Source organism: Halomonas sp. C10-5 (assembly GCF_057169305.1).
The window spans coordinates 2,515,519-2,532,918 of sequence record NZ_CP175665.1 but is presented as its reverse complement, the minus strand read 5'-3'; the positions used below and the strand labels follow the sequence as shown (position 1 = coordinate 2,532,918).

The following is a 17,400-nucleotide window of genomic DNA, read 5'->3' as shown; positions in this document are numbered from 1 at the left end:
GTCTCTGGTCGGGGCGCAATCGATCGAACCATCTCTTCTGTTCAGGCCGTCATCATTGGGCCGTCATCCGACAGCTCAGAAGCTGTACTTGACCATCCCCTGCAGGCGCACCGCGTCGCCGTCGCGGCCGTCGACCACCTCACGGGTATGGTAGGCGGCCTCGATGCCATAGCTGACGCGCTGGATTGGCGACCAGATGTAGTTCAGGTGCACCGCCTCGAACTGCTCGTTGGCGCCATCGCCAGTTGCAAACCCGTTGGCATAGGCATCATCCAGGTCCGCCTTGGAGATGCCGTAGCCCAGGTTGATGGCACCGGGACCGGCGGCCAGGCTCATGCCCACGTTGGCACCCCAGGCCTCGACGGTCTCGATGCTGTCGCCATCCCAGTAGCCTGGTGCGGAGGGGTTGTTCTGCATATATTCGCCGATGCCGTCGCCCCAGGTCAGCGCGCCACGCAGGGTCAGCGCCTCGGTGGCGGGATAGCGGGCTGCCAGGTTGAGGCCATACCCAGTGGCAGTGTCATCCATCCCCTCGCCATCGACTTCCAGCTGACGGACCATGGCGGCGGCAGAGTAGTGCATACCGGCAGCCTGGTTCTGATAGCGCAGGGTCAGGTCGGGCAGGGCTGACTTGGCATCACCAAGCACATTCTTCTTGGCGCTGGGATTAGAGGCCGCGACGCCATCGGCGTAGTCGTCCGGGTCCGGATTCTCCAGAGCGATATGCCAGTTGCTCAAGGAGTAGCGCAGCTGCGCCTTGCGGCCCACCTTGCTCTGGCCCGGCTGGGGGGCGAGGTCGATGGTCGGGGTCTTGCCCAGCAGGCTGCCGAAGTTGGTCCAGGTCTTGCCCGCCAGGATGCCGTTCCAGCTGCCGAAGGCGTGGCGCAGGCGCAGGTCGCCGCCTTCCGGGGCGTTGTTGAACCAGTCCACCTCGACCATGGTGGTCAGGTTGCTGCCGCCCATGGGGGTGGCGGTCTTGAAGCCCAGGCGGCTCTCGTAGGCATGCATATTGAAATGGCCGTCGCTGCTGGGCTCACCATCGAGCTGGATACGCGGACGGGCGGCCAGGTCGCCGAGCTCATTGTCGACGTCGTAGATCATGTCCAGCTTGGCGTAGCCGTAGACGCTGGCCTTGGTGTCGCCGACCTCGAAGTCGACGGCGTGGGAGGCCGAGGCGATGGCCAGCGCCAGGGTGCTGCCGGCGAGCAGCGTGGCGTGCTTGAGGTGGATGGGAGCAGTCATTGGCTTTTCCTTCTTGCGGGACGCCCAGTGGGCGGAAGCGACTCGGCGACGCCTGCGGGTTCCCTTGATGATTCCGCTTGCCGCCGATGGTTGTCATGCTAACCACCCCGGCGCTCCGGGCCCACAGTCGAGTCGAAGGAAAAGCTTGATATGAGTCAAGACGTAGAAGGATCCGGAGATTCAGTCGGGTCGGGCAGTTCATCCTGCTGAAACAGCTGGTTAAGGAAGAATTAACGCTTTGTCCGGGGTCATCCTTGCGACGGGAAGCCCCCGGCTCGACGCAAAAAGCCCCGGCCAGTGGCCGGGGCGTAAGGATCGAAGCATTCTGCTTGTACTGTCGGGTGCTATCGCCAGCATGGCGGGGCGGGCCCCGCCATCGGTCAGCTTGTTTAGAAGCTGTACATCACCATGCCCTGGATCCGAGTGGCATCGCCGTCCTGGTCACCTTTGGTCTCGCGGCTGGCCCAACTGGTCTCGATACCGTAGCTGATGCGATCGGCCGGTGACCAGATATAGTTCAGATAAGCGGTCTCGAAGGTGTCGTTATCAGTGGCGCCGTAGTAATCCTCGTCATCGAGGTCGACGGTAGAGACGTTATAGGAGGCGTTGATGGTGCCCGGGCCGGCCTTGATGCTGGCGCCCAGGGTCCCGCCGGTGCTCTCCAGAGTTTCGAGATCGCCGTTGTCGGCCACATAGGCGGGAGATGTCTGCGGGCTGACGTTCATATAGCCGCCGATACCATCGCCGTGGGTCACGCCGGCACGCAGCGTTACAGCCTCGTTGACCGCCATAGCGGCTTCCAGGGCGATACCCCAGCCAAAGGCGGAGTCGTCATTGACGGTGGCATTGGGATCGGCTTCGGCATCAAATTCGAGCTGACGCAGCACCGCTGAGGCGGAGTACTTGAACGGACCGGAGGTGTCGGTATAGCGCGCTGTTACGTCCGGGAGTTCGCTCTTGGCAGCGTCCGCTGAGGTTTGGACCACATTATTTTCGGTGGTTTCTGAAGAGCCCAGAGTGTCCGGATCCTCGATGGATGCCGAGAAGTTGCCGGCGGTATAGCGCAGCTGCGGCTGGCGTGCCTGGTTGCCGACCCCGGGCGGGCCGCGGAAGTCAATAGTCGGGGTGCCGGCGACGAAGCCGTAGAAGTTGGTCCAGTACTGGCCGGCGAGGATGCCGTTCCAGGAGCCGTAGGCGTGACGCAGGCGGAAGTTGTTGTCTGAGCCGTAGAAGTCCCCCTCGATCTGGGTGACCAGATCGCTGCCGGAGACCGGGGTCACGGTCTTGAAGCCGATGCGGCTCTGGTAGGCGTGCATATTGAAATGCCCGTCCTGGCTCGGCTCGCCATCCAGCTTGATTTTGCTATGGGTGACGAGGTTGCCCATATCGGCATCCACGTCATAGATGATATCCAGCTTGGCATAGCCGTAGACGCTGGCCTTGGTGTCGCCGACTTCGAAATCCACGGCGTGGGAGGCGCTGGCCACGGCCAGTGCCAGGGCAGAGGCGGCAAAGACCGATGCCTGCTTGAGCTTGTTGTATTGGGTCACGTGCGTTGTTCCTTGAATCGTCTGGCCGCGCAGGGGCGGCGTTATTGTGTTGGTCCTGCGATACATGCCGATCTCGCGGATTGGCGATGCGTCTGACGTAAACGTCAGGGTGAAAGTAGCGAGACGCTGCGTTGATGACAACGCCATGAATGCCCAAGGCGACCAAAGTTGTAGGAACTTTCCTATCCGACGTTTCCACCCGAGCGTTCGTCTCTGGGCCTCGACCCCAGCGTTGACCGCTGTTGCCCGTTTCACCTTCAGGGGGTTCGGCTCTGTGGCATCATGTCGCCAGTGAACGACGCTCCTGGAGCCGCCCGTTGCCCATCCTTCTTCCACTCTCCCTGCGTACCCGCCTGCTGCTCGGCATTGGCATGGGCTGGCTGGCGCTGGTGGCGGCGCTGCTGGCCTACAGCCATCTGAGCGGTGGCAAGCTGACCCGGCACGAGAACCTGGTGCACCTGGAGTATGAGGCGCGGCTGGTCGCCGACCAGATGACCCGGGAGCTGGCCGAGCGCCAGGCGCTGCTGGCACGCCTGGCTCAGGAGATCGATCTCGACGATCCCGAACTGGTCGAACGGCTGCGCGGCCAGCATCCGCTGCTGGCAATGTTCGACCGGCTGATGGTGTTCGATGCGGATGGGAGGCCGGTTGCCGACTGGCCGCCCTTTGCCGAGGGGGGGCCGACCATTGCCGAGCGGCCCTATTTCAAGAAGGTCCGGGCCTTTCGGCGCCCGCTGGTCACCGAGCCCTATAGCGGCGGGGAGACCGCCATCGATCAGGTGATGGTGGTGCAGCCGCTGCTCGGTGAGCAGGGCGAGTTCCTGGGCATTCTCGGCGGCAACACCGCTCTGCGTGACGGCGAGGCCTATCTCAACCTGCGTGGACGTTACCTGGGCGAGGCTGGCCATGTGTTGCTGATGACTGCCGAGGGCCAGGTGATCAGCCACCCGGACCCTGAGCGCATGATGCTCCCGCTGGAGGATCTCGAAGAGCGCCCCCTGCTCGACCAGGCCCTGCTGGGCTGGCAGGGCGGTGGCACCACGCTGACCCTCGATGGCGAGCCCGCCCTGGCGTCGTTTCGCCAGGTTTGGGCCGCCGACTGGGTGGTAGGGGTCTACTTGCCCCTGGATCAGGTAAAGGCGCCGCTGCGGCGCTATGCCGCCGAGCTGCGTTGGGTGGGTCTCGGCACGGTGCTGCTGATGCTGCCGCTGCTGTGGTGGTTGCTGGGACTGGGCTTGCGGCCGCTACACCGTCTGGAGCGCCAGATCGCCCGGATCGGGCGTGGCGAGTCGCAGCGCCTGGAGCTGGCCACCGGCATGCAGGAGTTGCGCTAGCTGGAGGAGGCCTTCAACCGCCTGGAGGGGCAGCGCCGTGCGGTGCATGCATCGCTGGAGGCGCGCGAAGCCTTTCTGCGCGCGGTGCTGGCGTCGTCGCCGGTGGGCATGTTCATCGCCGACACCCGGGGCCATGTCAGCTACCTCAACCCCGCCCTGGAACGACTGACCGGTGTCTCGCTGTCGAGCTATCGGCCGCTGGCCTGGCTGCGACGCATACACCCCGAGGATCGTGCCGGCTTCCTGGCCGGCTGGCGCGAGGCACTGGCCCGGGGCTCGGCCCTGCAGCAGCACTACCGACTCCGCGGGCCGACGGGGGACTGGCGCAGGCTCGATGTCCAGGCCAGCCGGGTGGTGCAGGGTGGGCGGCCGCTGGGCTTCGTCGGCCTGATCCGCGATGTCACCGATTACCACGAGCGTGAGCGTCGCCATCGCTGGGAGGCCGAGCACGATGCCCTGACCGGCAGCCTCAATCGCCGGGGTTTCCTGCGTCGGCTGGCGGATGCCTGCCACCTGGATACACCGTCAGAGACGCCCCGGGCGCTGGTGATGCTCGACCTGGACCACTTCAAGACGGTCAATGACCGTGCCGGTCATGCGGTCGGCGATGCGCTGCTGCAGCAGGTGGCGCGGGTGTTGGGCGAGGTGGTGCGCGAGGAGGACCAGGTGGCACGGTTGGGCGGCGACGAGTTCGCCGTGCTGCTGGCGCCGGCACCCCATGACGCCTCGCTGCACGTCGCCGAGCGTATCCGCGAGGCGCTGGAACGCATGGTGTTCGAGCATGCCGGGGAGCGTTATGTGGTCTCGGCCAGTGTCGGCGTGGCCATGCTGACGGCGGAGGAGGAGTCGCCGGAGGCGCTGATGGAGCGTGCCGATCAGGCCAGCTATCGGGCCAAGCGGCTGGGGCGTAACCGGGTGGTGATGGCCGAGGAGATGAGTCTCGGGTGACATGCCGGTGGAGCAGGGCGAGGTGGCGCCCCCTTCAGGATTCGAACCTGAGACCTTCCCCTTAGGAGGGGGACGCTCTATCCAGCTGAGCTAAGGGGGCAACACGCGGCGCATTATAGGGAAATGCGCCGCCGAGGGGAACCGTGGTGCCGCTGTCATAGGGTTATCCCAGATGCCAGCACCGCTCAAAGCTGTTCCGACGACAGGCCGTCGAGGGGGCGCTACGAGTACTTCCTTGTTGCCGCCGCGGCCTGGGGCTCGCTTGCCCAGGCACAGGGCACCGATACCCTCTCCACCATCGTGGTGGAGGGCACCCAGCAGGTGCCCGGGGAGCTGTCGCTCTCGCCCAAATCCTCACCCGCACCGGCGGCCGATGCCGGTGAATGGCTGCGGCGCCTGAATGGCGTCGAAGGCATTCGCATGGGTGGCCATGGCCTCGACCCGGTGATCCGCGGCCAGCAGGGCAACTCCCTGAATGTCCTGATCGACGGGGGCTATGTGTTCGGTGGCTGTCCCAACCGCATGGATCCGCCCACCGCCTATGCGCCGCTGCACAGCATCGATCGCGTGACGGTCAGCAAGGGGGTGACCACCCTGCAGCATGGCGCCGGTGGCAGTGGCGGTACCGTACTGTTCGAGCGCAGTGCACCGGAGTTCCAGGGCGATGCGGTCGGCCAGCAAGGCAGCGTGGGCGCCAGCTACGACGACAATGGTGAGCGTGTCGGCCTGTACGCCAATCTGGAGGCCGGCAACCAGCAGGGCTACCTGCAGGTGTTCGGCGAGCACCAGAACGCCAGCGACTATGAGGATGGCGACGGCCAGCGCATCCACAGCGGCTTCGAGACCACCAGCGGCGGCATCACCCTGGGCCTGACACCCAGCGAGAATACCGAGCTGGCCCTGGGCTATGAGGCGGTGCGTGAGCGTGACGTCAAGTTTGCCGGCGCCGGCATGGACTCCCCCGAGAGCGACAACGACACCGTGCGCCTGCGCCTCGACCATGCCTTCTCCGATACTCTGAGCATGGAGAATCGGCTGCAGTACACCACCATCGACCATGTGATGGACAACTACTCGCTGCGTGCCCAGCCGATGATGAAGATGCGCTCGCCCACCGAGTCCGACACCTTCACCTGGAAGAGCATGTTCACGCAGCAGCTGGCCGACAGCGACCTGCGCTACGGGGTCAATGTGCTGCAGAACGAGCGCGACGCCGAGATCATCAACGATTCCACCGACAAGCTGATGTTCAACTCCTGGCCGGATGTGACTACCCGCCAGGCCGGCGCCTTCGCCGAGCTGGATCACTACCTGGGCGAGCGCACCATCGTCAGCGGCGGCCTGCGCCTCGACTACTCCGAGGCCAGCGCCGACGGGGCCAACGATCCATCCGAAAATCCAATGAACGGCGGGTTGCCGGCAGCTGCCTTCTACAAGAAGGTCTACGGCGTTGAAGGCGATCTGGATCATGATGCTTGGCTGGTGGGGGCCTTTCTGCGTGGCGAGCAGCGCCTCAACGAGTCCGACAGCGTCTTCGCCAGCCTCAGCCGCGCCGAACGCGATGCCGACGCCACCGAGCGCTACTTCGCCAAGAACGACTGGGTCGGCAATCCGGAGCTGGATCCCGAGGTGCACCACCAGCTGGATCTGGGCTTCGAGCGCCGCCTGGATATGGCCGGCTTCGAGGTGGTGGCCTTCGCCGACCGCGTCGATGACTACATCTTCCGGTCAGCGAATGCCGATGGGGTCAGCACCTATCGCAATATCGATGCTACCCTCTATGGCCTGGAACTCACCGGCGACCTGCGCTGGGCCCACAACTGGGAGACCCGCGGTCAGCTGAGCTGGGTGCGTGGCGACAACCTCGATGACGGTGGCGCGCTGTCGGATATCGCCCCGCTGCGTGGCCAGCTCTCCCAGTTCTACGTGGCCGATGCCTGGGAGGCGGGCCTGACCGCGCGCTTCTCCGACGATCAGGACCGCCTGGGCCCGGATGAAGTCGCCACCTCCGGCTATGTGGTGCTGGATGCCGAGGCCGCCTGGCAGTGGCAGGCGCTGACCCTGCGCACCGGCGTCAGCAACCTGCTGGACAAGACCTACAGCGACTTCCTGAACCGCAATCGCTCCAGTAGCGACCCCTTCCTCAGCAGCGATCCGGAGAGCGAGGAGCTGCCGCTGAACGAGCCAGGACGCAGTGTCTGGCTGGCGGTGGACTACGCCTTCTAGAGGCACCGTCGTTCAGCCTGCTGAACAGGCGATACATAGCGCCGCCAGCCATCGCTGGCGGCGCTTGCGTTGGGGCGGTGCAGGCCGTTCTTGGCCAGCGGTAACTGATTCGAGGCAGGGCGCGATTCAGGTCTCACCCTGGAAGAAGTCGCGGTTCTCGCGCAGCAGCGTGGCCGAGTGCCTGGCCTGGCGGGCCAACTCGACCTGTTGGCGGCGTGCCAGGGTGCGCGCCAGGCGCTCCAGGGCCGCGGCGGCTTCCAACGGGGCCTGGCGCAGCCGGGCGACACGGCGCAGGCAGGCCTCCAGGCGCCGCCGGGTGCCCGGGTCGGCCTGATTCTGGCCCTGCTCCTGACTATAGTGACGCAGCGCCTCGAGGGTCTCGCCCAGGGTCAGGGCCGCCAGGCTAGCGTCGACCACCCGATGGGTCGCCTCGCCCTGCAGGTGGGCCCAGTGCACCAGGCGCATCACCCGATGGTAGAGGCGCGCCTGCCATAGCGCTTCGCGCTGGCTATCGCCGCGGGAGGCGAGGGTTTCCAGCTCGTGGAGCATCATCCCCTCGAGGTGGCGTTGGCGACGCCGGGCATTGGTGGGAAAGATCAGTCGGAAGGCGATCAGCGCCAGCAGCGGGCCGGCCACCACGGCCAGGGCCAGGGCGAGGGAGTGAGCGAAGGTGCCGGTGAGCGGCAGGCTCGGCTGCGACAGCAGCAGCAGGATCATCACATAGTCCATGGAGCCGTTCTGGGTGCGGCGGTGGGAGAAGGGCACCACCGTGGCCAGGATCAGCGGCAGCAGCATGGCGATCAGTTGCCATTCGGCGCTGGCCAAAGGCCAGGCCAGCCAACGCAGGGCCACCGCGCACAGCGCACCGACCGCCTGCCAGGCCAGGATACGGCGCATGATCCAGGCGGGGTTCTCGAAGGTGGAGAACAGGGTCACCATCACCGAGGTACCCAGCATCACGTAGGCACCGGCGGACCAGCCGGTGGCCACCCAGGCCAGGCCGATCACCAGCAGCACGCCGGTGGTGCGCAGCATCGCATGACGGGCGTGGATCCAGTCACGGTGGCGAGTCACCTGTCGGCGACTCGCGTCGCGGTCGGTGCGGCCGGTGTCGCGGAACTGCTGGCGCTGGGTCAGGGTGGCGGCCATCCTTCCCAGTACCTCGCCCAGGGCCGGGTCCTCCGCTTCGGCCAGCTGGCTGGCGCGGTTCAGGTGCGCCGCCACCGTGGGCAGGGGCTCGGCGTTATCCATGGCGAGTGCTGCCTCCGCCACGGCCTCATGGGCGGCGGCCTGGTGCTGTCCGTGCTCGCGACGGCGAATCCACAGCAACGCTGCCGTCAGGGCGGCGAGGATCGCCCGCTGGGAGCGCGCCGAATGGCGTGCACGCCGAGAACCGGCGGCGCTGGGCTCCAGCTCCGCCTCGAGGATGGCGATATCGGAGAGCAGCTCGTTGGGGGCCAGGCGGGTACCGCGTGGTTGCGGGCCCAGTCGTTGGGCCAGCAGGTGGAGGACCCGTGCGGTGCTGCGCCGGCCGCGCTCCTCGAGCGCGCTGCGCGAGGCACGGGGTGTGAGCGCGAGCCCCACCACCAGCGCCATGATCACGCCGACCAGCACGGTCAGCAGCCGGTCGGCTCCCAGCGCCAAGATATTCATGCCGGAGGCGGTACCAAGCAGGGCGACCATGGAGGCGGAGTAGCCCGACAGCAGGGTGGCGTAGGCGATCATGCTGTGCAGGGCGTTGCCGATGCCGGCGCACAGGCCGACCCAGAGCGCCAGTCCGATCACCAGCCAGAGCAGGCTGTCGCCGGTGGCAAGCAGCAGAAGCAGGCCCACCGCGGTGCCCACCAGGGTGCCCAGGGCACGGTAGAGGCTCTTCTCGACCAGCAGCTCACGCACCGGCTGGGAGGCGGCCCATACGGTCATCGCCGACCACTGGGGATGCTCCAGGCCGATCGCCCAGGCCACGCTCAGGGCCAGGCAGGCAGCCAGGGCCGTGCGCAGGGAAAAGCGCAGCCGCTCGAGATCGAAGCCCTGGCCGGAGAGCCAGCGTGAGAGAGGCATGGGCGGTCCTCGTGGTGTGATGAACAGTGAGGGTTGAATACTGAAGGTTGAAACTATTAGCCGGCGATTTTATCACGCGACCGAAAGGATCACGGGCATGAGCCCGGCGCGGCTTGCGGGTAGAATGCCCGCATCTCTCTTCAAGGTAGCCCCATGACCACTCCCGCATCTCCGCTCTCCGTCCATGGCGATCGCCACTTCGATGGCCTGGCCGACAAGTTTGCCGCCAGTCTCTACGGTGGCGTGCGCGGCGAGCTGCGCCTGGCGCTGCTCGACCGCCTGTTGCCGGAGATGCTCGACCTCCGTGGCCAGCTGCTGCTCGACGTGGGTGGGGGCCTGGGTCAGCTGGCGGCGTGGTTCGCCGGGCGCGGCCACCCGGTGACCCTGGCCGAGCCCTCCGGCGAGATGCTTGAGCGAGCTCGGGAGGCGCTCCTGGAAGCATCGGTGGAGCGCGAGGTCACGTTCCTGCAGGCGCCGCTGCAGGCGCTGCCCGAACGTGCCGCCGGGCCCTGGTCGCTGATCGCCTGCCATGCGGTGCTGGAGTGGCTGGGCGACCCGCGGGGAGCGCTGGCCACCCTGGCGGGCCTGCTGGCCCCGGGCGGGCAGCTCTCGCTGATGGTCTTCAATCGTGATGCCCTGCGTTTCTCCAATGTGGTGAAGGGCAATCTGGAGAAGGCCCTGGATGACCGCCTGGAGGGCAAGGGGCTGCGCCGGCGGCTGACGCCGATCTCGCCGCTGACCCACGCCCAGCTCATGGCCTGGAGCGAAGAACTGGGCCTGGAAGTGCGCAGCGTGGCGGGAGTGCGGGTGTTCCACGACTACCTGCGCAAGCCCCCGGAAAGTGACGCCGACCGACAGCGGCTGCTCGAGCTCGAGTGGCGCTACTGCCGGGTCGAGCCCCACTGGCGGCTGGGGCGTTACCTGCTCTATACCCTGGTGCGCCCCGGCGCATCGCCTTCTTCCACCGAGGAGTCCCCGAGATGAGTGCCGAGACGGTTCGTGCCGAGAACCCTGTCTGTCAGCTGCTGGAGCGCCAGGCCGCCGACTATCGCGGCTGGTGGTGGGTGGCGCCGCCCCGGGATGCCTGGCTCGAGACGGGGCAGGGCACGGCGATCAGTGCCGACCTGATGGTGCGCGAGGCCTGGCAGGCCGACGGGCGCGCGGCGCTCTCGCCCTTTGCGGCGGGATCCGTAGGTGATGTTGGTACGCCGGCCGGGGCGGTGCTGTTCTGGCCCAAGAGCCATGCCCTGGGCGAGTGGTGGCTGCTGTGGCTGTGCGCCACGCTACCCGAGGGCACGCCGCTGCAGCTGGTGGGTGAGAACCAGGGCGGCATCAGGCGGGTGCTCAAGGTGCTGGCGGCACTCGGGCTGGGCTGTCGCAAGCTCGATAGTGCGCGGCGCTGCTCGCTGTTCGAGACCCGCCTCGGGCGTGTCGGCATCGACCCCGATGCCGCCTGGACCACCTTCGATGCCGAGCTGGGCAGCGAGCGGCTGACCCTGACCAGCCATCCCGGGGTATTCGGCCACGGCAAGCTGGATGACGGCACCCGATTGCTGATCGAGACCCTGTCGGAAGAGGGGAGGGCGCCCATTGGTCTTGCGGGCGATGTCCTCGATCTGGGCTGCGGCGACGGCATCCTGGCCGCCTGGCTGGCGCGTCAGGGGGCAAGAGTCACCGCGGTGGATGTCAACGCCTTCGCGGTGGAGGCGACCCGGCGCAGCCTGGCGGCTAACCAGCTCGCCGGCGAGGCCTTGTCTGGAGAAACGCTGGAGAGTGATGTCTACTCGGCGCTGGGTGGTCGGGTCTTCGATGCCATCGTCAGCAATCCGCCGTTCCATCAGGAGAGGGCCATCGACTACGGGCCGGCGGCACGGTTGATCCTTGATGCCCCTGCGCACCTGCGACCCGGTGGTGCGCTGGTCATCGTCGCCAACGCCTTCCTGCCCTATCCCGACCTGCTCGAACGCGCCTTCGGTGGCTTCGAGATCCTCGCCGACGACCGCCGCTTCCGGGTCTACCGGGCGGTCAGGCGTTGATCAGGCGACGTGGTCGTGATGCTGCGTGATGTCACCGCGTCCGGCGAGCAGGCCTTCAACGGAGATATCCTCATCGAGATCATCCCAATGCAGGCCCTTGCCCGAATAGCTGATACGACATGCGTCGCGTTCGGCAGGACTGGCATGCAGCAGGCGCGGGAACCAGGCCAGCGGAATGCCCAGCGTCCGGCCGTCGTTGAGTTCGACCCACATGGTGTAGTCATCAAAGCTGACGGTCTTCGCGGAAATACTCATTCCAGGCCCTCTCGATATCACTACGGTGCTCTTCAACCAGCCTATTTCCCCGGATTGCGATAGTCGATCTCGGTGATCACGTAGGTGGTCTCCCCGCCTGGGGCGGCCACCGTCACCTCCTCGTCGAGAGGCTTACCAAGCAGCGCCTTGGCCAGGGGGGAATCGACGCTGATCCAGCGCTTGTCCGGGGCGATCTCGTCGTGGCCGACGATGCGTACCTTCATCTCCTCGCCTTCCTCATCCTCCAGGGTGACGAAGGCGCCGAAGTAGACTTTTCCGGTATCCGCCGGCAACCGGTCCACCACCGTCAGCTCGTCGAGGCGTTTGGTCAGGTAGCGTATCCGGGCGATCACCCGGTTCAGCTCCTTCTTGTTGTAGGTGTAATCGGCGTTCTCGCTGCGGTCGCCCAGGGCCGCCGCCTCGCCCACCTTGGCGGAGAGGGCGGGACGCTTCACCCGCGAGAGATGGTCGAGGATGCCGCGCAGCCGCTCGGCCCCCTCGGCGGTGATCAGGTTGCTCTTGGGTTCCTGGCGCGGGTCCTTGGCCGGATCGCGCCAGCGGGTCATGTTGCGGCCTTTCATGCTCTTCCTCTTGATCCGGGCTATGGCGGCGAACATACGCCATGGCGGCCAGGCGGCCAAGCCGCTGGCCAATCATTCAAACGTTCGTTACATTTCAGGGCGGGAGCACAATACCAACACCCCGAAGGAGATCCGATATGCCGCGTCGTCGTCTGCTGAATACCGCCATGGGCGTGGGGCTGAGCCTCGGCCTCGCCGTCCTGCCGCTGGCCGCTGCCCATGCCTGGGAGGCCCGCGTGGAGGGCATGAAGAATCACTGGGAACGCCTGATTACCGAGCAGCCCGAGGGCCAGCGCGGCGATGGCCTGAAGGCCCTCGCTGGCCAGGCCGAGCGGCTGGTGGCCGAGCACCCAGAGGCGGCGGTGCCGCTGGTGTGGCAGGGCATCATCGAGGCGTCATGGGCCCGCGAGCGCAGCGGCCTGGGGGCGCTCTCCAGCGCGAAGAGCGCCCGCAAGGCCCTGGAGCGGGCCGTCGAGCTCGATCCCCAGGGCCATAACGGCTCCGCCTATGTCACCCTGGGAGCCCTCTACGATCGCGTGCCGGGCGGGCTGATGGGTTTCGGTGACAGCGAGACCGCCGAGCAGATGTTCGAGCAGGCGCTTTCGATTCGCCCCGACGGCATCGACGTCAACTTCTACTATGCCGCCTTCCTCGAGGAGGAGGGGCGCCTGGACGAGGCCCGGGAGCATGCCCGCCGGGCGGTGGAGGGCGAGGCCCGCCCCGATCGCCAGGCCTCCGACGAGGCACTACGCGACGAGGCGCTTGCGCTGCAGCAACGCCTCTGACGCCAGGCCGGCGGTTGGCATCCACGCCTCGGGTCACGATAATGGGCGTCTTTGCGCCAGTGGAGACCGCCATGAGTGACACGCCAGAAGTACCCGGCCCGGCACCGGCGGCGCCCTTCACCCGCGCCGATGTGGAACTGCTGGAGCGGCGCTGCCTGCACCAGGGCTTCTTCCGCCTCGAGGAGCTGCACCTGCGTCACCGCCTGTTCGAGGGCGGCTGGAGCGAGCCCATGGTGCGCGAGGTGCACCACCGCCACGACGCCGTGGGCGTGCTGCTCTACGATCCCGAGCGCGACGCCGTGGTGCTGGTGGAGCAGTTTCGCCCCGGTGCCCTGGACGACCTGGCCTCGCCCTGGAAGCTCGAGGTGGTGGCAGGCTTGGTGGAGCGCGGCGAGAGTGTCGCCGAGGTTGCACGCCGGGAATCCCTCGAGGAGGCGGGTTGCGAGGTGGGCGAGCTGATCGAACTGCATGCCTACTATCCCAGCCCCGGCGCCTGCGACGAGCGGGTCACGCTGTTCTGTGGCCTGGTCGACAGCCGCGGCCTGGGCGGGGTGCACGGCCTGGACGCGGAGCACGAGGATATCCGCGTGCATGTGCTGCCGTTTGCGCGGGCCTGGGAACTCCTGCAGGCTGGTCGACTCGACAATGCCATGTGTCTGATCGCCTTCCACTGGCTGGCGGGCGAGCGGGCCTCATTGCGAGCGAGGAGGTAGCGTGCCGAACAGAAACGCCTATGTGACCGACCTCAAGAGCCTGCAGGGCGAGTGCAGCGTCAACTACCTGCGGCTTGTCCGCCTGATGGGCGAGCTGGAGCCGGGCGAGACCCGTGAGGTGGAGCTGGTGAGCCATGGCCGCCGCGTCGGTGAGCTGTGCCTCAAGCTGCAGGAGCGTGCACCCTATACCAGCATCGTGAGGGTCTCACAGCGCGGCATCCTCGACGACTACCTCGAGACGCCACGCATGCGCGTGCACCTCTATCATGATGTACGCATGGCCGAGGTCACCGACTTCCAGCGCCAGCGCCATTTCCACGGTCGCTACCGCTATCCCAACGCCCAGATGCACCAGCCGGACGAGAAGCTGCAGCTCAACCGCTTCCTCGGTGAGTGGCTGGAGCACGGCCTGGCCCACGGCCACTCCCTGGACCTGCCCGAACTTCCCTGACTGTTGCCCTGACGCGTCGCCGTGAACTCGCCTCCCGGATTTACCCTGAGCCCTTGATGCCCCCGGAGTCCTGCCATGCCCCGCCTGATCCAGATCAGCGACTGTCACCTGTGTGCCGATCCTCGGGCCCGCGGCCGGCGCGGTGTTCCGCTGCGCCAGCTGGAGGCGGTGGTGGCGGCCGTCAACCATGAACGGCCGGATCGGGTGCTGGTCACCGGGGATATCAGCAACGACGACAGCCCCGCCTCCTACGCCCTGGCCAGGCGCACCCTGGACGCCCTCGAGACTCCCTGGGAGTGGCTGCCCGGCAATCACGACGTGATCGAACCCATGGCCGCGACCCGGCCGTTGCAAGCGGAGCTGGCACTCGGCAACTGGCGCATCCTGCTGCTCGATACCCACCTGCCCGGCAAGCCCCACGGCGAGCTCGGCGAGGCGGCTCTGGAGGCGCTGGCCCGGCGCCTCGCCGCCGACCCTGTGCGACCGGTGCTGATCGCCATGCACCATCCGCCCCTGGCGGTGGGCTCCGCCTGGCTGGATGCCATCGGTCTGCGGCATGCCGAGGCATTCTGGGAGACCCTGGCGCCCTTCACCGGGGTGCAGGCGATCCTCTGCGGGCATATCCACCAGGCCTTCGTGGGCCGCCATGCAGCGGGAGAGCGCGAGGTCATGGTCTACGGCTGCCCCTCCACCATCGACCCCTTCCTGCCGGGCAGCGAGACCTTCGCCGTCGACCCGGTCGCGCGTCCCGGCTATCGCGTCGTCGATCTGGTCGGTGCGACCCTGACAACGCAAGTGCAGCGAGTCGATATCTGACCAAAATGCGAGACATGCCCCGTACTTTTAGTGCGGGGAAGGATGGAGCCGCCGAGGTAGCGCGGACGCCGAAGGCGTCCTATAATACTGGATATAGTTACAGTCACCGGATCGCCATGCAACGCCTTCAAGCCTTCAAATACGAACTGATGCCCAACGGCGAGCAGGTGCGGAAAATGCGCCAGTTCGCCGGCATGGCCCGGTTCGTGTTCAACCGGGGGCTGGCGTTGCAAAAGGAACGGTATGAAGCCGGTGACAAGAAGCTCAGCTATGCCGCCTTGTGCAAGCAGCTCACCGGCTGGCGCAATAGCGCCGAGACACCTTGGCTCCGGGATGGCCCGACACATCCCCTCCAGCAGTCGCTGAAGGATCTGGAGCGCGCCTACGCTAACTTCTTCGCCAAGCGGGCCGACTTCCCGCGGTTCAAGAAGAAGGGGCAGCGCGACAGCTTCCGTTATCCCGATCCGAAACAGCTCAAGCTCGATCAGGGTAATCGCCGCCTCTACCTGCCCAAGCTGGGCTGGTTACGCTTCCGCAAGAGCCGTGAGGTGCTGGGGACGGTCAAGAACGTCACCGTCAGCCAGTCAGCGGGGCGATGGTTCGTCTCGATCCAGACCGAGCGCGAGGTCGCGGTGCCGACGCCGACTGGCGGTGCCGTGGGCATCGACCTGGGCGTGGCGCGGTTCGCCACGCTCTCCGATGGCAGCTACCTGGCACCCCTCAACAGTTTTAGAAAGCACCAGACGGCGCTGCGCAAGGCGCAGCAAGTCATGAGCCGCAAGGTCAAGTTCAGCAACAACTGGAAGAAGGCCAAGGCCCGCGTCCAGAAACTCCAGGCTCGCATCGCCAATGCCCGGCGTGATTTCCTGCACAAGGCTTCCGCCACGATCAGCCAAAACCACGCGCTCGTGGTGCTGGAAGATCTGCAGGTAGGCAACATGTCGCGCTCGGCCAGAGGCAGTGTCGAGCAGCCAGGCCGCCATACCCGGCAGAAGTCTGGCCTCAACCGCTCGATCCTTGATCAGGGGTGGTACGAGTTCCGGCGCCAGCTCGACTACAAGCTGGCCTGGCGCGGAGCGCATCTGGTCGTTGTGCCACCGCACAACACCAGCCGTACCTGCCCCGAGTGTGGTCATGTCGCCGCGGAGAACCGGTGCAGCCAGGCCTGCTTCGCCTGCGTCGAATGTGGCTATCAGGCCAACGCCGATCATGTCGGCGCCATCAATGTGTTAAGGGCGGGGCACGCCCGGTTAGCCTGTGAAGTGAGTGGTGCACTAAGGCCGCCAGCAGCAGGAACCCACCGAAGCGACTCAGGAGCGGCTCAACGCCGCGCCTGAGCGCCGTAGGAATCCCCTTCCTTCCCGCCGCAGGCGGCAGCTTCCTTTAGAACTGAGGGAGGGGAGGACGTCAAGGCCGGGTGGTACATTCCAGCCTGCCGGAGGCACCGGCTCGGGTCGGTCAGGAGGTCATCCGCCGGCATCGGGCGTCGGCGGGCACTCCCTGGTACCTCGAGAGCGGCGATCGCTTCATCAGCGGCGTGTCGATCGATGGTGCAACCGGCGTGTCAGCGACTTCGCCATCGTCATCAACATGGGGGTCGCCCGGCGCCTGGGAAGCTTCCCGCCGATGCCGCTGCTTCAGGTCGCCGATACGGTGGAGTGAACCTCGCTACCCCGCCCGATTGGCGATGAGCACCGCCCGGCGTGGGGCTGGGTAGCCCCCGCAGGTTCTGGTGGGGTCCTCGGGGTCGAGGAAGTCGCATGGGTGATGATTCGGTGATATTGACATTGTGGTAGACTAGGCGTACTAACGAAGTTATTACTTATGCAGTCTGTCGGGAGGGTTTCCCATGCGTACGCATCTCAGGAAGATTGGAAATTCCAAGGGTGTGTTGATTCCTGTTGCCATGTTGGCTGAGCTGGGTATTGACGACGAGGTGGATATCCATCTTGAGGGGCAGCGTCTGGTAGTGGAGGCCGTCAAGGAACCGCGCCGTCATTGGTTTGATGGCTATGATGCCTCGCGCGATGAGGGAGGGTGGGAAGACCGAATTGAAGCAGAGGTCGGTGAGGATGAGTGGCAGTGGTATTCGTCGCGGTGAAGTTTACTGGGTCAATCTCGACCCGACAGTGGGCACCGAAATCCGCAAAACTCGCCCCGCACTTATCATCTCCCCGGATGATATGAACGCTGTTCTTCCGAGAGTCATCGTGGCGCCAGTGACTAGCAAGGGGCAGCCTCTCGGCTGTCGGCCGGTCCTTACCTTCCGGGGTAAGCCAGCGTGGGTCCTGCTTGATCAGCTGCGCTGTATCGACAAGCGAAGGGTGCTGAGCAAGATGGGGGATATTCCGCCTTCGATCTGGCATTCCACCTTGCTGGAGATGTTTCAGTAGCTCTGCCCT

General features: G+C 66.2%; 17 protein-coding genes, 1 tRNA gene and 1 pseudogene. 12 read left to right on the top strand and 7 right to left on the bottom strand.

The window, feature by feature from the left end; all coding sequences use genetic code 11:
* Positions 1-75: 75 nt before the first annotated feature.
* Both ACJ7IV_RS11800 and ACJ7IV_RS11795 read right to left on the bottom strand, forming a co-directional pair.
* Entirely contained in the window at positions 76-1,242 is a 1,167-nt protein-coding gene (locus tag ACJ7IV_RS11800) for a DcaP family trimeric outer membrane transporter (protein WP_483864550.1), read from the bottom strand.
* Positions 1,243-1,631: 389 nt separating this feature from the next.
* Entirely contained in the window at positions 1,632-2,792 is a 1,161-nt protein-coding gene (locus ACJ7IV_RS11795) for a DcaP family trimeric outer membrane transporter (RefSeq protein WP_483864549.1), read from the bottom strand.
* A gap of 317 nt (positions 2,793-3,109) precedes the next feature.
* Here ACJ7IV_RS11795 and ACJ7IV_RS11790 point away from each other — a divergent pair, with 317 nt between their 5' ends.
* Together ACJ7IV_RS11790 and ACJ7IV_RS11785 are read left to right on the top strand one after the other, a co-directional pair.
* Positions 3,110-4,126, top strand: a complete 1,017-nt coding sequence (locus tag ACJ7IV_RS11790; protein WP_483864548.1) for a cache domain-containing protein — start codon at positions 3,110-3,112, stop codon at positions 4,124-4,126.
* Between the two features lie 42 nt (positions 4,127-4,168).
* Positions 4,169-5,074, top strand: a complete 906-nt coding sequence (locus tag ACJ7IV_RS11785; RefSeq protein WP_483864547.1) for a GGDEF domain-containing protein — start codon at positions 4,169-4,171, stop codon at positions 5,072-5,074.
* 23 nt (positions 5,075-5,097) lie between these two features.
* On the opposite strand, the gene ACJ7IV_RS11780 is transcribed toward ACJ7IV_RS11785, so the two are convergent.
* A tRNA-Arg gene (locus ACJ7IV_RS11780) sits at positions 5,098-5,174 on the bottom strand.
* Positions 5,175-5,197: 23 nt separating this feature from the next.
* On the opposite strand from ACJ7IV_RS11780, the gene ACJ7IV_RS11775 reads away from it, so the two are divergent.
* Complete coding sequence (locus ACJ7IV_RS11775; protein ID WP_483864546.1) at positions 5,198-7,300, top strand: TonB-dependent receptor domain-containing protein; 2,103 nt, start codon at positions 5,198-5,200, stop codon at positions 7,298-7,300.
* Between the two features lie 126 nt (positions 7,301-7,426).
* On the opposite strand, the gene ACJ7IV_RS11770 is transcribed toward ACJ7IV_RS11775, so the two are convergent.
* Complete coding sequence (locus ACJ7IV_RS11770) at positions 7,427-9,361, bottom strand: FUSC family protein (RefSeq protein ID WP_483864545.1); 1,935 nt, start codon at positions 9,359-9,361, stop codon at positions 7,427-7,429.
* 153 nt (positions 9,362-9,514) lie between these two features.
* On the opposite strand from ACJ7IV_RS11770, the gene ACJ7IV_RS11765 reads away from it, so the two are divergent.
* A complete protein-coding gene (locus ACJ7IV_RS11765) occupies positions 9,515-10,345 on the top strand; it encodes a methyltransferase domain-containing protein (protein WP_483864544.1) in 831 nt (276 codons plus the stop codon).
* The gene (locus ACJ7IV_RS11760; protein WP_483864543.1) at positions 10,342-11,397 is read left to right on the top strand and encodes a methyltransferase; all 1,056 of its coding nucleotides are present in this window, start codon (positions 10,342-10,344) and stop codon (positions 11,395-11,397) included. The genes ACJ7IV_RS11765 and ACJ7IV_RS11760 overlap by 4 nt, the downstream gene beginning before the upstream one ends.
* Here the strand turns inward: ACJ7IV_RS11760 and ACJ7IV_RS11755 are convergent, their stop codons facing one another.
* Together ACJ7IV_RS11755 and greB are read right to left on the bottom strand one after the other, a co-directional pair.
* Positions 11,398-11,652 carry a DUF2442 domain-containing protein gene (locus ACJ7IV_RS11755; RefSeq protein ID WP_161431434.1) on the bottom strand — a complete coding sequence of 85 codons (255 nt, stop codon included), beginning with the start codon at positions 11,650-11,652 and terminating at the stop codon, positions 11,398-11,400. It abuts the gene before it with no gap.
* A 41-nt stretch (positions 11,653-11,693) separates the two neighbouring features.
* A complete protein-coding gene (gene greB, locus ACJ7IV_RS11750) occupies positions 11,694-12,233 on the bottom strand; it encodes a transcription elongation factor GreB (RefSeq protein WP_161431435.1) in 540 nt (179 codons plus the stop codon).
* Positions 12,234-12,370: 137 nt separating this feature from the next.
* On the opposite strand from greB, the gene ACJ7IV_RS11745 reads away from it, so the two are divergent.
* The 5 genes from ACJ7IV_RS11745 (at position 12,371) to ACJ7IV_RS11725 (ending at position 16,335) form a co-directional block, all read left to right on the top strand.
* Entirely contained in the window at positions 12,371-13,018 is a 648-nt protein-coding gene (locus ACJ7IV_RS11745; protein WP_483864542.1) for a tetratricopeptide repeat protein, read from the top strand.
* A 71-nt stretch (positions 13,019-13,089) separates the two neighbouring features.
* Positions 13,090-13,731 (top strand): NUDIX domain-containing protein, encoded by a 642-nt coding sequence (locus ACJ7IV_RS11740; protein ID WP_483864541.1) that lies wholly within the window; start codon positions 13,090-13,092, stop codon positions 13,729-13,731.
* A gap of 1 nt (position 13,732) precedes the next feature.
* Positions 13,733-14,182 (top strand): DUF1249 domain-containing protein, encoded by a 450-nt coding sequence (locus ACJ7IV_RS11735; protein WP_232912009.1) that lies wholly within the window; start codon positions 13,733-13,735, stop codon positions 14,180-14,182.
* A gap of 75 nt (positions 14,183-14,257) precedes the next feature.
* Complete coding sequence (locus tag ACJ7IV_RS11730) at positions 14,258-14,998, top strand: phosphodiesterase (protein ID WP_483864540.1); 741 nt, start codon at positions 14,258-14,260, stop codon at positions 14,996-14,998.
* A gap of 5 nt (positions 14,999-15,003) precedes the next feature.
* A complete protein-coding gene (locus tag ACJ7IV_RS11725; protein ID WP_483864539.1) occupies positions 15,004-16,335 on the top strand; it encodes an RNA-guided endonuclease InsQ/TnpB family protein in 1,332 nt (443 codons plus the stop codon).
* A gap of 331 nt (positions 16,336-16,666) precedes the next feature.
* Here ACJ7IV_RS11725 and ACJ7IV_RS11720 read toward each other — a convergent pair.
* Positions 16,667-16,756, bottom strand: a pseudogene (locus ACJ7IV_RS11720) (DUF1698 domain-containing protein); the annotation flags it as partial.
* Between the two features lie 91 nt (positions 16,757-16,847).
* Between ACJ7IV_RS11720 and ACJ7IV_RS11715 the strand changes: the two are divergent.
* A complete protein-coding gene (locus ACJ7IV_RS11715; RefSeq protein WP_483864538.1) occupies positions 16,848-17,099 on the top strand; it encodes an AbrB/MazE/SpoVT family DNA-binding domain-containing protein in 252 nt (83 codons plus the stop codon).
* Positions 17,005-17,391: a type II toxin-antitoxin system PemK/MazF family toxin gene (locus ACJ7IV_RS11710; protein WP_483864537.1), complete on the top strand. Its 387-nt coding sequence runs from the start codon at positions 17,005-17,007 to the stop codon at positions 17,389-17,391. The genes ACJ7IV_RS11715 and ACJ7IV_RS11710 overlap by 95 nt, the downstream gene beginning before the upstream one ends.
* Positions 17,392-17,400: the final 9 nt, after the last annotated feature.

Bases quoted from the DNA above. Each gene is read 5' to 3' on its own strand.
- ACJ7IV_RS11800 (WP_483864550.1), bottom strand. From the start codon at position 1,242: ATGACTGCTCCCATCCACCTCAAGCACGCCACGCTGCTCGCCGGCAGC.
- ACJ7IV_RS11710 (WP_483864537.1), top strand. From the start codon at position 17,005: ATGGCTATGATGCCTCGCGCGATGAGGGAGGGTGGGAAGACCGAATTG.
- ACJ7IV_RS11745 (WP_483864542.1), top strand. From the start codon at position 12,371: ATGCCGCGTCGTCGTCTGCTGAATACCGCCATGGGCGTGGGGCTGAGC.
- greB (WP_161431435.1), bottom strand. From the start codon at position 12,233: ATGAAAGGCCGCAACATGACCCGCTGGCGCGATCCGGCCAAGGACCCG.
- ACJ7IV_RS11740 (WP_483864541.1), top strand. From the start codon at position 13,090: ATGAGTGACACGCCAGAAGTACCCGGCCCGGCACCGGCGGCGCCCTTC.
- ACJ7IV_RS11775 (WP_483864546.1), top strand. From the start codon at position 5,198: ATGCGCCGCCGAGGGGAACCGTGGTGCCGCTGTCATAGGGTTATCCCA.
- ACJ7IV_RS11755 (WP_161431434.1), bottom strand. From the start codon at position 11,652: ATGAGTATTTCCGCGAAGACCGTCAGCTTTGATGACTACACCATGTGG.
- ACJ7IV_RS11760 (WP_483864543.1), top strand. From the start codon at position 10,342: ATGAGTGCCGAGACGGTTCGTGCCGAGAACCCTGTCTGTCAGCTGCTG.
- ACJ7IV_RS11715 (WP_483864538.1), top strand. From the start codon at position 16,848: ATGCGTACGCATCTCAGGAAGATTGGAAATTCCAAGGGTGTGTTGATT.
- ACJ7IV_RS11725 (WP_483864539.1), top strand. From the start codon at position 15,004: ATGCGAGACATGCCCCGTACTTTTAGTGCGGGGAAGGATGGAGCCGCC.
- ACJ7IV_RS11730 (WP_483864540.1), top strand. From the start codon at position 14,258: ATGCCCCGCCTGATCCAGATCAGCGACTGTCACCTGTGTGCCGATCCT.
- ACJ7IV_RS11770 (WP_483864545.1), bottom strand. From the start codon at position 9,361: ATGCCTCTCTCACGCTGGCTCTCCGGCCAGGGCTTCGATCTCGAGCGG.
- ACJ7IV_RS11765 (WP_483864544.1), top strand. From the start codon at position 9,515: ATGACCACTCCCGCATCTCCGCTCTCCGTCCATGGCGATCGCCACTTC.